This window comes from Flavobacterium sp., from assembly GCF_044341185.1.
In the GTDB taxonomy this organism is placed as follows: Bacteria; Bacteroidota; Bacteroidia; order Flavobacteriales; family Flavobacteriaceae; genus Flavobacterium.
On record NZ_JBIISE010000002.1, the window covers coordinates 80,388 to 93,870 of the forward strand.

Consider the following 13,483-nt stretch of genomic DNA (forward strand, 5'->3'; position numbering starts at 1 on the left):
AAATGGCTAAATTAAAAACGTCCTTCTTTTGCCAAAGTTGCGGCACCAACTATTCTAAATGGCTTGGACAATGTACGTCTTGCAAGCAGTGGAATACAATTGTAGAAGAAATTATTCAAAAAGAAGAAAAACAAGCCTGGCGAAGCACTACTTCTGAATCAAAAAAAGTAGCCAAACCTTTAAAAATTAACGAAATTTCCACTTCGGAAGAAGTCCGAATGAATACAACTGATGGCGAATTAAACCGCGTTTTAGGTGGCGGATTAGTGCCTGGTTCTCTTACACTTTTAGGTGGCGAACCTGGAATTGGAAAAAGTACACTTTTACTTCAAATTTCTTTAAAATTACCTTATAAAACGCTTTATGTTTCGGGAGAAGAAAGTCAGAAACAAATAAAAATGCGTGCCGAAAGAATTACGGGACAAACGGATAATTGTTTTATTTTAACCGAAACCAAAACACAAAACATATTTCGTCAAATTGAGGAAATTGAACCTCAAGTAGTAATTATTGATTCGATTCAAACTTTACATACCGAATATATTGAATCTTCTGCAGGAAGTATTTCACAAATTAGGGAATGTACCGCCGAATTGATAAAATTCGCTAAAGAAACCAACGTTCCTGTCATTTTAATTGGACATATTACGAAAGATGGTACGATTGCAGGACCGAAAATTTTAGAACATATGGTTGATACCGTTTTGCAATTTGAAGGCGATAGAAATCACGTGTACAGAATTCTACGAGCTTTGAAAAATCGTTTTGGTTCTACAGCCGAATTAGGGATTTACGAAATGTTAGGAAACGGCTTACGCGAAGTTAGTAATCCATCGGAAATATTAATTTCTAATAAAGATAATTATCTATCTGGTACAGCAATTGCTACTACAATAGAAGGTATGCGTCCGTTAATGATAGAAATTCAGGCATTAGTTTCTACTGCCGTTTATGGCACACCTCAACGTAGCACAACCGGTTATAATCTGAAACGATTAAATATGATTTTGGCTGTTTTAGAAAAACGTGCAGGATTCCGTTTGGGAGCTAAAGACGTATTTTTAAACATTACAGGTGGTATAAATGTGGACGATCCGGCAATTGATTTGGCTGTAGTTGCCGCTATATTATCTTCTAATGAAGACATTACGATTGATAAAGATTTTTGTTTTGCTGGCGAAGTAGGTTTAACAGGCGAAATTCGTCCGGTAAATAAAGTAGAACAGCGCATACATGAAGCTGAAAAATTAGGTTTTTCGACCATTTTCGTATCCAAACACAATAAAATTAATCCAAAAGATTTTATAATTGATGTGCGATTGGTTAGTAAAATTGAAGATTTAGTGGAACAATTGTTTGGATAACTGGTATTTAAATTAAAAAACCCTTCGGAAGTGCAAAACTATCGAAGGGTTTTTTACTTTATGGCGCTGGGTTTGGAATTAATTCTTGTATTTTATTGATTTCTTCAAAAACGGAATCCGTTAACATCACATCAAATGCATTAATATTTTCTTCAAGCTGGTCAATTGTGGTAGCACCAATTATGGTTGATGTTACAAATTCTTGATGGTTTACAAAGGCAATCGCCATTTCGGTTAGGGTTAAGCCCAAACTGTGTGCTAATTCTTGGTATAATTTTGTGGCTTTAAAACAATTTTCATTTGTATAACGAACAAAATTTGGAAATAATTTCATTCGTGAATTTTCTGGAGTACCATTTAAATATTTACCAGATAAAAATCCGAAACCTAATGGTGAATACGCCAATAAACCAACATTTTCACGCATTCCAATTTCAGACAAACCTACTTCGTATAAACGATTTAACAAAGAAAATGGATTTTGAATGGTGACAATTCGAGGTAAACTGTGTTTTTCACTTTCCATTAAAAATTTCATTACGCCCCACGGATTTTCATTAGAAATACCAATATGTTTTATTTTTCCTTCTTTAATTAAACCATCAAAAACGGTTAAAACTTCAAAAATATTTTCTTGCCAATGTGTATCTAATTTCTCCACACCTCTTTTTTGAAACATATTCATAATACGTTCTGGCCAATGTGTTTGATATAAATCAATATAATCCGTTTGTAAGTTTTTTAAACTTAATTCTACCGCTTCAGTGATGCTTTTCTTAGAGAAGTCCAGTGGTTTACGGATATAATCCATACCTCTATTGGGTCCTGCTATTTTAGTGGCTAGCACTAAATCATCTCTTTTGTGTTTGTTTTTGGCTAACCAAGTTCCAATAAAACGTTCGGTACTTCCAAAAATATGCTCGTTACCGCCAATAGGATACATTTCGGCTGTATCAATAAAGTTAATATCTCGTTCTACGGCATAATCTAATTGAAAATGAGCTTCCGCCTCAGTATTTTGATTTCCGAATGTCATCGTACCTAAACAAGCTTTGCTGACTTTTAAATTGGTATTTGGGAGCGTAGTGAATTTCATTATAAAAATTTATTGAATGACGAAGTTACAAAGTTTTAAAAACAGAAAACTGAATGTGATATAGATTTTATTTATTTCAATATATCTTGTATTATTTTTAAATGATGTTTGGTGTGAATCGTTAAAAATTTTTTGGTTTGTTTTACATTTAAATCCTTAAAATAAGGGTGATTAAAAAACTGATTTTCAGAAAAAGTATCCAGTTTTAAAACATTGTTTTTTGCTGCGGCTAATTTTGCGATTAGTTCCTCTTGAGTAGCAACCTGAGTTGGAATAACGACTTTTGGCGCTTTAGCTTTACCTCTTGGGATTTTACCTGTTGTAAAAACCATAAATTTAGGAAAGGTCCATTTGGGTTGATATTTAGATGGGGCTGAAATTTCTAATTGACCAATAATGACATTTATCACTAACAAACAATGATCTATTTGCCAGCCAATAGTGCTGTTGGAGACTTTAAAATTGGTTTTGTCAAGATTTGGTAGATGACTTTCTAATTGAAGAAGTAAATGTTCGAGTGGGTTCATAATTTCTGAAAATAAGAAAGTTGCCTAAAAAAATAATTTCCTCTTAGGCAACTTTTATTATTATATTAAATTTTACAATTCGTTCAACAACTTAGACAATTCGTCTAATTTTGGTGTTAAAATAAATTCAATTCTACGATTTTTTGCTTTTCCTTCTGCGGTTTCATTTGATAATAAAGGTGCGAACTCACCACGACCAGCTGCTGTTAAATTTTCTTTTTTAACTTTGGCATTAGCCGATAAAATGGTTACAATTGCTGTTGCACGTTTGGTAGATAAATCCCAGTTATTTTCTACACCACCACCTATAGAACCAACAATTTTATCATTATCTGTATGACCTTCAATAAGTACTGAAATATCAGGATTATCACCTAAAACTTTCCCTACTAAATCAACTGCTTTTTTACCTTCTGTTCCAACAGTCCAACTTCCCGACTCGAAAAGTAATTTATTTTCCATAGAAACATACACTTTTCCATCTCTTTCAGTAACGGTTAACCCTTTTCCTTCAAAGGCTTTAAGTGATTTAGATAACGTTTCTTTCAGTTTTTTCATAGCCGCTTCTTTGTCGGCCATAATTTTTTCTAATTCTGCTAAACGCGTAGATGATTTTAATAAATCGGCTTTCAATTTATTTAATTTATCTTGTTCAGCAGCCATTGCTTTTTGTTTGGCTTCTAATTCGGCTAAAAGTTCACGATTTTTTTTAATATTAGCATCTAACGCTTCATTACTATCTTTCTCCAATGCATCGTAAGATGATTTTAAATTGTCTAAACTTTTCTTAGTTGCCGCATAATCAGCAGCTAATTTATCGCGTTCTGCCTTTAATTTTTCTGCTTCTGTTTTGTATTTGTTTAAATCGGTTTGCAAAGTAGAATTATTGGTTTTCAACCCTTCATTTTCATCTGCTAACGCGTTGCGTTCTTTTTTTAAATCCGCAAACTTGTTTTCTAAATCTTGATAGATTTTTTTTGAAACACAAGATGTACTCAAACTTAATATCGCAAGTCCTAATGTGATTTTTCTTATCATCTTTTTATTTATATTTGATTCTGTTCGAATCGGTTATTATTATTTACTTTAGACGTTTCTTTTTCTAATTTGGTTGTGTACTATTTATCTAACCTATTTCTACCAAAACCGGACAATGATCTGAGTGTTTGGCTTCTGGTAAAATTAATGCTCTTTTTATTTTATCTTTTAATGGTTCGGCAGCTAAACAGTAATCAATTCGCCAACCTTTATTGTTATTTCTTGCATTTGCTCTATAACTCCACCAGCTATAATTATGTGGTTCTTTATTTAGATGACGAAATGTATCAATCATTCCTGTTTTCATAAAACCATCTAACCAAGCACGTTCTTCGGGTAAAAATCCTGATGTTTTTTCGTTTCCTTTTGGATTATGAATATCAATAGCTTCGTGACAAATATTATAATCGCCACAAACTACTAAATGCGGAATTTCTTGTCGCAAGTTTACGATATAGTTTTGAATTTCGTCCATATATTGAAACTTATATCCAAGTCTGTCATTATTGGTACCAGATGGCAAATACATACTCATTACGGAAAGGTTTTCAAAATCTACACGTAAATTCCTTCCTTCAAAATCCATACTTTCTATGCCAGTTCCAAAAACAATATTTTTAGGTTCCGTTTTACATAAAATGGCAACGCCGCTATACCCTTTTTTTTGGGCTGAAAAATAATATTGATACGGATAACCCGCAGCCGTTATTTCATCTGTAGGAATTTGATCTTCAGTAGCTTTTATTTCCTGCAAACATATCACATCCGGATTTGCACTTTGTAACCATTCTATAAACCCTTTGGTTATGGCTGCTCTAATTCCGTTTACATTATATGAGATAATCTTCATTAACTATTTTAAGTTTAAAACTGTACTAAATTTTTATTTTCAAACCTACTTTTGCTTATTTTCAGAATGTACGTTTGTGTTTAAAAATCTAATTCTCAAAAATAGAAAAAGTTTTCAATAAAATGTGTCATTAAATGAGTAATTTATAAAAAATTTAGCAAAAAATGCCAATTATTAAATTGTTAGCAATTGTTACAGCAAGTTATACGGAAATTGAATAGAATTGCTATCTTTGTTTCTCTGTCTAAACACAAATAAATGGGATTAGTTACTGCAAAAGAAGTAGCGAAAGCGATAAAAACGGATAAGTATGGTTTTTTAGGAACTTTTTCTGGGTGGTTACTCATGAAAGTTCTCAAAATTTCTACACTCAATAAAATATACAATCGAAATAAACATTTAAGTGATTTAGAGTTTTTGAATGCTATTTTAGATGAGTTTCAAATTAAATTTGAAATTCCGGAAGAAGATTTAAAACGTTTACCAAAAGACGGCGCTTATATTACCATTTCAAATCATCCTTTAGGTGGAATTGACGGTATTTTATTACTGAAATTAATGCTTGAACGCGAACCTAATTTCAAAATAATTGCCAATTTTTTATTACACAGAATTGAACCGATGAAACCGTATATTATGCCGGTTAATCCGTTTGAAAATCATAAAGATGCTAAATCAAGTGTAATTGGAATAAAAGAAACCTTACGTCATTTGAGTGATGGTAAACCTTTAGGGATTTTTCCTGCGGGAGAAGTTTCCACATACAAAGACGGCAAATTAATAGTAGATAAACCTTGGGAAGAAGGCGCTTTAAAAATTATTAAAAAAGCAAAAGTACCAGTTGTTCCTATTTATTTTCACGCTCAAAACAGCAAGTTATTTTATAGTTTATCCAAATTAAATGATACATTACGTACGGCAAAATTACCAAGCGAATTATTAACTCAAAAACATCGTATAATAAAAGTTCGAATTGGAAAACCCATTTCGGTTAATGAACTAAATGAACACGAAAGTATTCCAGAATTAGGAAAGTTTTTAAGAAAGAAAACCTATATGCTTTCTAATTCTTTTGAAGAAGAAAACTTTAAGTTGACGTTTCCAAAATTCACAAGTCCTAAAGCAGCGAAACAAATTGTAAAACCTGCCAATCACGAACAAATTATTGAAGAAATTAATTTCTTAAAAGAAGGTGATTATCAATTATTGCAAAGTAAAAACTATAAAGTATTTTTAGTAACTGCCGAAAAAATTCCAAATATTTTACACGAAATTGGTCGTTTACGAGAAATTACTTTTAGAGAAGTAGGCGAAGGCACGAATGAAGCCATTGATTTAGACAAATATGACCAGTATTATCATCATATGTTTTTATGGGATGACGATGCTCAAATGATTGCCGGAGCATATAGAATGGGATTTGGCTCGAAAATATTTCCTAAATATGGTTTAGAAGGTTTCTATTTAAACGAACTTTTTAAATTTGAACCCGAATTAAATGATATGATGAGCCATTCTATTGAAATGGGAAGGGCTTTTATTATTTCGCAATACCAACAAAAACCGATGCCCTTGTTTTTACTTTGGAAAGGAATTGTGCATACGACTTTACATTATCCTGAACATAAATTTTTAATTGGTGGTGTGAGTATTAGTAATCAGTTTTCAGAATTTTCGAAATCGTTAATGATTGAATTTATGAAATCCAATTATTACGATCCATATGTGGCGCAATATATTAAACCGAAAAAAGAGTTTAAGGTAAAATTAAAAGACGCAGACAAAGATTTCGTTTTCAATGAAACTGAAGCCGACTTAAATAAATTTGATAAAATTATTGATGAAATTGAACCAGGATCGTTACGATTGCCTGTTTTAATTAAAAAATACATCAAACAAAACGCTAAAGTTGTAGCGTTTAACGTTGACCCAATGTTTAACAATGCAATTGACGGGTTGATGTATATAAAAATTTCAGATATTCCAGAAAGTACAGTAAAACCCGTTATGGAAGAATTTCAAGCGGAATTAGAAAGAAAACATAAAGGCTAATTAAAAATTATTAATTAGCCTTTAGTTTGGTTTAAAAATTATTCTCTGTTTTTAGCAACATTTTCTTTAAATGCTTTAAATGCTTCTTTTGAAAGAATTGCTTTAGATTTAATTTTCTTTCCTTTTAAATAATTAAGAATGTATTTCGCACGATCTTCCGCTTCTGGGTGCGTAGTTATCAAATAAGTATATTTATGCATTTCGTTATCTAAAGACAAATCATACATAAAATCTGCAAAAGGTCTTGGGTCTATTTTTGCTTTTAGCATATATCGAACACTTTCCATATCGGCTTCTCTTTCCAAACTTCTATCATAAGCAGAAGAGGTTAACGTATTCACCACTTTGGCAATTTGACTACCATTTGCTCCTGTTGCCATTGAAACCAAAACTGAAAATCCAATTTCCTTTGATAATTTTTTCATAACATGGTTTTTTTCAATGTGAGCCATTTCATGCCCTAAAACCCCTAGTAAAGCTTGTTCGTTTTTACTAGCTTCAATCAGTCCAGAATAGACTACTAAATGATTATCTGGCATAGCAAAAGCATTTACTTGACTGTTTTTTACTATATGCACTTTTAAACTATCTCTTTCTATATTATTTGCTTTACACAATGGCAATAATAAAGCATCTAAAGTTGACACAATTGAATCATCATAAATTACATCCTCATTTTGTTCAATTTCGTCCCAAATAATATCTCCAATTTTATCTTCTGCAAATACTTTATTTTGTTCTATTTCAAAAAATGAAACAAAATCCACTTGTGCAAGTAAAAACCAACACAAGAAAAACCCGCCATAAACGAGTATTGCTTTACTTATAATTTTCATCTTTCTTAACTAAAATATTTGTTAAATCACTAAAGAAAAACAGCTGAGCATGTATTCCTTTTCTTGTTCTTGACGCTAAAATAATAGTTGAAATAAATTCAACTAAATTAAATATAATTAAAGTTAACATGTATCCAAAATATACGTTTGTGACCTTTTCATCGTAAAAAATAATTGAAACCGTCCACCAAAAACCGGTGCTATTTAGAAAAAACAAACCAAATTGCGACAATAAATTTTGAGTACAATGCCATTTTACAAATGGCGTACTTTTTCTATTTCCTAAATAGAAAAATATGGATGCTAATAAATTCAAAATTGGCAATGGCAATCCTCCAATAACCGCTACTAAAGACATTAAGTAACTATTTGAAGCGCGTTCTAATTCAGAATCATTAGGCTTGTAATAAAAGTTTGTGTTTGAAATCATAATTATATATTTTTTTTAATATTCCAATACCAATTTAATATAACCAATAAAAATAAAAGAATTGCTATTGGTTTTTTTGAAATAAATCGTTCTGACGCTTTATAAAATTTAAAAAAACTATCCGATTTTTTTATTAAATCTATGCCAATCCAAAATGGCACCACCAACATAATTGTTGCTACAAGAATGCCAAATGGATTTAAAAGTAGTGAAGAAAAAAATTCTCCATTAAATACCAATTGAACAGACCTAGTTGTTCCGCAAGAAGGGCAAGGATAAGTAGTGACTTTTTTAAATAAACAACCAATATGCTTTTCTTTAAAAAAAGTTACGTTTGAAAAAACGAGCCAAGCATATCCAAAAGCAATTGCAATTAACAGAAAAATATACAGTTTGTTTCTCTTCATTTCCATTAATCGTTTAAAAAAATTGTCTAAAAACATCAGAGATTTTAGACAATTTTATTTAATACATCATCGCTTGATTAAATTTTTCTAGATTCTTTTGTTTCGTTGCTCCTTGTATTAAGAACCAATCTACAATTGCCCATATTCCGACACCACCACAAGTAAGTAGTTTACCCACTCCCATTCCTGTATCTCCTATGTAAAATCTATCAATTCCGTAGGCTCCTGCAAAAATTGAAATCAATAAAGCAGTAGTAGGGTCTTTAAATTGAACCATTTGTATCATGGGCCATTTTTCATCGTCTAATGCTAATAATCTTTCTCTAATCGCATGTAAATTGTGTCCTTCAAAAAATTTTGTGTTTGACATCATAAACATGTCCACTTTGTTTGCTTCCATAATAGTTTGGTTATTTGTTTAATTTACGAATATATTAATTTATTTGTTTTTTTCAAACATCTTAAATTAAATTTCATACAGTTTCAAAATTTTATTTACAATAACTTGGGCAAGTTTTTCTTTACTTTCAATTGTCCAACCTGCTATGTGTGGTGATAAAAGCACATTATTAGCGTTTAGCAAGTATTCAAAAGCAGCTGGTTTTTCACCTTCAAATAAGGTTTCAAATGATAGTTTTTCGTATTCTAAAACGTCTAAACCTGCTCCTAAAATTTTACCAGATTGTAAAGCAGAAACTAAATCGGAAGTAACTACACTTTTCCCTCTTGCGGTATTGATAAACCAAAATGGTTTTGAGAATTGATTAATAAATATAGTATTTACCATTTTATCTGTTTCTGGTGTCCACGGAATGTGTAAACTTAAGACATCTGCTTTTTGTTGTATTTCTTGTAAGGGAACTTGTTTCGCATTTGAATCGGCAACATTTGGTAAAATATCATAGCACAAAACATCAACTTCAAAACCTCTCAATTTTTTTGCGAATGATTTTCCCATATTTCCATAACCAATAATCCCAACAGTTTTGCCGTCCAATTCAGTTCCGCGATTACTTTCACGATTCCATTGTCCAGATTTCACTTCCTTATCGGCAGTATTTAATTTATTAAACAGCGACAAAAGCATCCCTAAAGCATGTTCGCCTACAGCTGAAGCGTTTCCTTCAGGAGCTGCAATTAGTTTTATGTTTTTACTTTCGGCATATTCACAATCGATACTTTCTAAACCAGCGCCCACTCGTGCAATAAATTGTAAGTTTTTAGCTTTATCAATAAAGGTTTTATCAATTTTAAATCGGCTTCTAATGACAATTCCGTGATAGTTCTCTATTTTACTTTCTACTTCTTCTTTGGTGGAAGTATAATCTGCTTCATTCTGAAAACCTGCCGTTTCTAATTGCTCCCAAAGCAACGGATGATTGGTGTCAAGATGAAGAATTTTAATCGTAGAAATAGTTTGCATAATATCAATTTTGAAAATGGAAAGTTAAGGATTTAGGGATAGATTCGCAAAATAGTTTTATGCAACGCAGCGAAACTATAAATTAAACCAATTGTTCATAATTCGCATACACTTCTTTTATTTGATTGAAAATATCAAATAATTCGTTGTGCCCGTCTGTTGTAACTAAACGTTGTTTGTATTGTTTGAAATCTTGAATACCTTTAAAGTAATTGGTATAATGACGACGCATTTCTACGATTCCCACTCGTTCGCCTTTCCATTCCATGGACCAAATTAAGTGGTTTTGAGCCGCTTCTACTCTGTCTGCAACAGTTGGTGGGGCTAATTTTTCGCCCGTTTTGAAAAAGTGTTTGATTTCGTTAAAAATCCAAGGGTAACCAATGGCGGCACGACCAATCATCATACCGTCTAAACCAAATTTATTTTTATATTCTAACGCTTTTTCTGGAGAATCAATATCACCATTTCCGAAAATTGGCATAGAAATTCGTGGATTATTTTTAATGCGCTCAATATGTGTCCAATCGGAATGTCCTTTATACATTTGTGCTCGGGTTCTAGCGTGAACGGTTAAGGCTTGTACGCCAATATCTTGCAAACGTTCGGCTACTTCATCAATATTTATAGAACTTTCGTCCCAACCCAAACGGGTTTTTACAGTAACCGGTAAATGTGTGGATTTGATTACCGCTTTGGTTAATCGCACCATTAAGTCGATGTCTTTTAATACTCCTGCACCAGCACCTTTACACACTACTTTTTTAACGGGGCAACCAAAATTAATATCTACCAAATCCGGTTGAACGGTTTCTACAATTTTTGCAGAAAGTGCCATAGCTTCTTCGTCGCCACCAAATATTTGAATCCCAACTGGTCGTTCGTAATCGAAAATATCTAATTTCATTCTGCTTTTCATAGCATCACGAATTAAACCTTCTGAAGAAATAAATTCAGAATACATTAAATCTGCTCCGTGCATTTTGCATAAACGACGAAATGGCGGATCGCTTACGTCTTCCATAGGTGCAAGAAGCAAGGGATAATCGGGCAAAATAATGTTTCCAATTGTTGGCATAGTGCAAATTTGTGCAAAGATAAGTAAAGTTTATGAATTTGATAGGTACACAGATTTTAGGGATTGAACGGATTTACGCAAATTTTAATAAAAATCTATGTAATCTGTGATAAAAAAACACATAGACACTTTAATGGATACACAGATTAAACGGATTTCGCTGAAAGTTTTTTGAAAACAATTGTTGTGTTTTAGCCCCGATAGGAGCGGCATCTTTTTCTTTTATTGCCTTCGAGTGCCTCAGGCAACAAAAGAAAAAATATAGCGGATAGCGGGACCGAAAGTCTTCTGGAAATAAGGGTTTTGCTTCTAAAAATTATTTAGGTTTTAACCAACTTTTTGGATTTAGAACCGTTGTATTTTGATTGATTACAAATTTTAGAACCGAATTTCCTTTGGCGTTGGTTTTAATTTTACCTAACGTTTGTTTTGCCGAAACTTTGTTACCCACAGAAACCGAAACGCTACTTAAATTACTATACGCTGTAAAGAAATCTCCGTGACGCACCAATACAGTATAGGTATTTGTAGTTTGAGACACTTGCACACCTGATACTTCACCAGCAAAAACGGCACGTGCCGAAGAACCAGAATCCGTAGTGATGTCGATTCCACTATTGTGAATTACAATATTGCTATAATCTGGATGCGGCTGATCTCCGTATCCAGTGGAAATATATCCTTTTTCTGTTGGCCAAGGCAATTGTCCTTTGTTGGCTTTAAAACTATCTGAAGATAATTTTCCTTCAGGTGTTAATTCAATTTTTGTGGAAGAAACCGGAGCTGTTTTCACAGGCGCAGTATTCCCTGAAGCCGTTGCAGCAGCTTTTTTCTTAGCGGCATTTTTCTTGTTTTCTGCAGCAATCGCATCGTTAATCATTTTCTTGATTTTTTTATCGATGGATTTTCTTTCTTTATCCATTTTGGCGATATCAGCTGCGATTTTTTTCTTGTCTTTTTGTATAAGTTTTGCCGTTGCTACTTTTTCTTGTTTTAGTTTTTCGTGTTCGGCTTTGATTTTTGTTTTTTCTACAATAACAATTTCTTTTTCTTTTTTATTGGTTTGCAATTCACCAACAGCAACTCCTAATCGGGCTTGTTTTACTTTAATTTCCTCGGCTTGGCGTTTTCTGTAGCCTGCATATTGTTTCATATATTGTACACGCTTGTAGGCCTGTAAAAAACTCGTAGAAGACAACACAAACATAAATCGACTTTGTTCTGAACGACTTTTGTATGATTTCACAATCATTTTTGCATAATCTTCCTTCATTATTTTTAAATCTTTATTTAACTTATTAATTTCTAATTGCGTTAAATAAATATTGTCATCTAAAATTCGTGCTTGTTTGGCAATTGTAGAAATGATCTTTTCTGAAATTCTAATTTGGGCATCTTGTCCTGCAATTTCTTTCAAAACGGATTTTTCTTTTTTCTTTTCGTTCTGAAGTTTGGTTTTTGCTTCAGACAATTCTCTTTGTAATTGTTCTTTTCTTTGTTCTAATTTTTCTTTCTCATCAATTTGTGCCATTGCTGAAAAGGAAAAAAAGAGTACGAATAGGGATAAAAGAAATTTGTTCATGCTTGAATTTTTTTACAAAATTAATCTATTTTTATTTGAGAATAACCATCTGGGATAGAATATGGATACGATAATGCTTCATTAAACGTAATTTTTTTATATTCTACATTAATTTTAACTTGATTTTGTTGATTGGCAATAATAGAAACGCCAGTTGGTAATAATATATTGTCCTGATTTGTAAATGAAGGATAAGTAACCAAAACGTTTCTGTTTTTTGAAATTTGATTGATAAATTGCTCTTTTAATAAATAGTTTGCGGTTTCAAAACGAAATAATTTTTCAATATCAGCTTGTTTTTTTAATTTTAATTGGAACAAATTAGTAACAATTTCTGCTATAAAAACTTCTTTAGTTAAATCATCAACAGGTCGTCCTAATAACAAATTCTGCACTTTTTGAAAATCTAAATCGGTGCCTAACATTTTAGTTAAAATAGAATAATTGCCATCAAAATAGGTACCATTTGCTTTTTCATAATAACTTACTCGAGTTGGTGAGATAAGTGCTTTTGCCATTGGAATTCCGAAAAATTTTAGATTGATCCAAATGATTTCATCTTTTTTAATTCGGATATCTGCACCAATGGAAATGGATTGTTTTTGGTCTTCATAATCCGCAGCAGAACGAATAGAAACCGTTTGAAAATCTACTTTATTTTCATAATGTTTTTCAATAATTTCTTTAGCCATATTATCTACAACTGTCTCTTTAGCAACAGATTGTTCTACGACTGTTTTTTTCGTTTTACACGAAACTATAACGACTACTAATATCAGGAATGTGAAAAATTTTTTCAT

The 13,483-nt window shown here is 32.0% G+C and carries 14 protein-coding genes; 2 read left to right on the forward strand and 12 right to left on the reverse strand.

Annotated elements, in window-relative coordinates:
• The first annotated feature begins 2 nt into the window (after positions 1-2).
• Positions 3-1,364, forward strand: coding sequence for a DNA repair protein RadA (radA, locus tag ACIQZ1_RS00900; protein ID WP_396158169.1), 1,362 nt, complete (start codon positions 3-5; stop codon positions 1,362-1,364).
• Positions 1,365-1,422: 58 nt separating this feature from the next.
• On the opposite strand, the gene ACIQZ1_RS00905 is transcribed toward radA, so the two are convergent.
• The 4 genes from ACIQZ1_RS00905 to ACIQZ1_RS00920 form a co-directional block, all read right to left on the reverse strand.
• Positions 1,423-2,460 (reverse strand): aldo/keto reductase, encoded by a 1,038-nt coding sequence (locus tag ACIQZ1_RS00905; protein ID WP_396158171.1) that lies wholly within the window; start codon positions 2,458-2,460, stop codon positions 1,423-1,425.
• 71 nt (positions 2,461-2,531) lie between these two features.
• A complete protein-coding gene (locus ACIQZ1_RS00910) occupies positions 2,532-2,987 on the reverse strand; it encodes a DUF1569 domain-containing protein (protein WP_396158173.1) in 456 nt (151 codons plus the stop codon).
• A gap of 72 nt (positions 2,988-3,059) precedes the next feature.
• A complete protein-coding gene (locus ACIQZ1_RS00915; RefSeq protein ID WP_396158175.1) occupies positions 3,060-4,025 on the reverse strand; it encodes an OmpA family protein in 966 nt (321 codons plus the stop codon).
• 88 nt (positions 4,026-4,113) lie between these two features.
• Complete coding sequence (locus ACIQZ1_RS00920; RefSeq protein ID WP_396158177.1) at positions 4,114-4,875, reverse strand: exodeoxyribonuclease III; 762 nt, start codon at positions 4,873-4,875, stop codon at positions 4,114-4,116.
• A gap of 258 nt (positions 4,876-5,133) precedes the next feature.
• On the opposite strand from ACIQZ1_RS00920, the gene ACIQZ1_RS00925 reads away from it, so the two are divergent.
• Positions 5,134-6,927, forward strand: a complete 1,794-nt coding sequence (locus tag ACIQZ1_RS00925) for a GNAT family N-acyltransferase (protein WP_396158179.1) — start codon at positions 5,134-5,136, stop codon at positions 6,925-6,927.
• A gap of 38 nt (positions 6,928-6,965) precedes the next feature.
• On the opposite strand, the gene ACIQZ1_RS00930 is transcribed toward ACIQZ1_RS00925, so the two are convergent.
• From ACIQZ1_RS00930 to ACIQZ1_RS00965, 8 genes are all read right to left on the reverse strand, one after another.
• A complete protein-coding gene (locus ACIQZ1_RS00930) occupies positions 6,966-7,763 on the reverse strand; it encodes a M48 family metallopeptidase (RefSeq protein WP_396158181.1) in 798 nt (265 codons plus the stop codon).
• On the reverse strand, positions 7,747-8,193 hold the full coding sequence (locus tag ACIQZ1_RS00935) for a hypothetical protein (RefSeq protein WP_396158183.1): 447 nt from the start codon (positions 8,191-8,193) through the stop codon (positions 7,747-7,749). The genes ACIQZ1_RS00930 and ACIQZ1_RS00935 overlap by 17 nt, the downstream gene beginning before the upstream one ends.
• 2 nt (positions 8,194-8,195) lie before the next feature.
• Positions 8,196-8,606: a DUF2752 domain-containing protein gene (locus ACIQZ1_RS00940; RefSeq protein WP_396158185.1), complete on the reverse strand. Its 411-nt coding sequence runs from the start codon at positions 8,604-8,606 to the stop codon at positions 8,196-8,198.
• A 52-nt stretch (positions 8,607-8,658) separates the two neighbouring features.
• The gene (locus ACIQZ1_RS00945; protein WP_396158187.1) at positions 8,659-9,000 is read right to left on the reverse strand and encodes a TM2 domain-containing protein; all 342 of its coding nucleotides are present in this window, start codon (positions 8,998-9,000) and stop codon (positions 8,659-8,661) included.
• Positions 9,001-9,066: 66 nt separating this feature from the next.
• A complete protein-coding gene (locus ACIQZ1_RS00950) occupies positions 9,067-10,023 on the reverse strand; it encodes a 2-hydroxyacid dehydrogenase (protein WP_396158189.1) in 957 nt (318 codons plus the stop codon).
• A gap of 82 nt (positions 10,024-10,105) precedes the next feature.
• Complete coding sequence (gene dusB, locus ACIQZ1_RS00955) at positions 10,106-11,101, reverse strand: tRNA dihydrouridine synthase DusB (RefSeq protein WP_396158191.1); 996 nt, start codon at positions 11,099-11,101, stop codon at positions 10,106-10,108.
• Positions 11,102-11,417: 316 nt separating this feature from the next.
• On the reverse strand, positions 11,418-12,683 hold the full coding sequence (locus ACIQZ1_RS00960; RefSeq protein ID WP_396158193.1) for a murein hydrolase activator EnvC family protein: 1,266 nt from the start codon (positions 12,681-12,683) through the stop codon (positions 11,418-11,420).
• Between the two features lie 20 nt (positions 12,684-12,703).
• On the reverse strand, positions 12,704-13,483 hold the full coding sequence (locus ACIQZ1_RS00965; protein ID WP_396158195.1) for a DUF4292 domain-containing protein: 780 nt from the start codon (positions 13,481-13,483) through the stop codon (positions 12,704-12,706).

Coding starts and splice junctions, on each gene's coding strand:
- ACIQZ1_RS00915 (WP_396158175.1), bottom strand. CDS start 4,025: ATGATAAGAAAAATCACATTAGGACTTGCGATATTAAGTTTGAGTACA.
- ACIQZ1_RS00960 (WP_396158193.1), bottom strand. CDS start 12,683: ATGAACAAATTTCTTTTATCCCTATTCGTACTCTTTTTTTCCTTTTCA.
- ACIQZ1_RS00940 (WP_396158185.1), bottom strand. CDS start 8,606: ATGGAAATGAAGAGAAACAAACTGTATATTTTTCTGTTAATTGCAATT.
- dusB (WP_396158191.1), bottom strand. CDS start 11,101: ATGCCAACAATTGGAAACATTATTTTGCCCGATTATCCCTTGCTTCTT.
- ACIQZ1_RS00910 (WP_396158173.1), bottom strand. CDS start 2,987: ATGAACCCACTCGAACATTTACTTCTTCAATTAGAAAGTCATCTACCA.
- ACIQZ1_RS00925 (WP_396158179.1), top strand. CDS start 5,134: ATGGGATTAGTTACTGCAAAAGAAGTAGCGAAAGCGATAAAAACGGAT.
- ACIQZ1_RS00945 (WP_396158187.1), bottom strand. CDS start 9,000: ATGGAAGCAAACAAAGTGGACATGTTTATGATGTCAAACACAAAATTT.
- ACIQZ1_RS00950 (WP_396158189.1), bottom strand. CDS start 10,023: ATGCAAACTATTTCTACGATTAAAATTCTTCATCTTGACACCAATCAT.
- ACIQZ1_RS00930 (WP_396158181.1), bottom strand. CDS start 7,763: ATGAAAATTATAAGTAAAGCAATACTCGTTTATGGCGGGTTTTTCTTG.
- ACIQZ1_RS00920 (WP_396158177.1), bottom strand. CDS start 4,875: ATGAAGATTATCTCATATAATGTAAACGGAATTAGAGCAGCCATAACC.
- ACIQZ1_RS00965 (WP_396158195.1), bottom strand. CDS start 13,483: ATGAAAAAATTTTTCACATTCCTGATATTAGTAGTCGTTATAGTTTCG.
- ACIQZ1_RS00935 (WP_396158183.1), bottom strand. CDS start 8,193: ATGATTTCAAACACAAACTTTTATTACAAGCCTAATGATTCTGAATTA.
- radA (WP_396158169.1), top strand. CDS start 3: ATGGCTAAATTAAAAACGTCCTTCTTTTGCCAAAGTTGCGGCACCAAC.
- ACIQZ1_RS00905 (WP_396158171.1), bottom strand. CDS start 2,460: ATGAAATTCACTACGCTCCCAAATACCAATTTAAAAGTCAGCAAAGCT.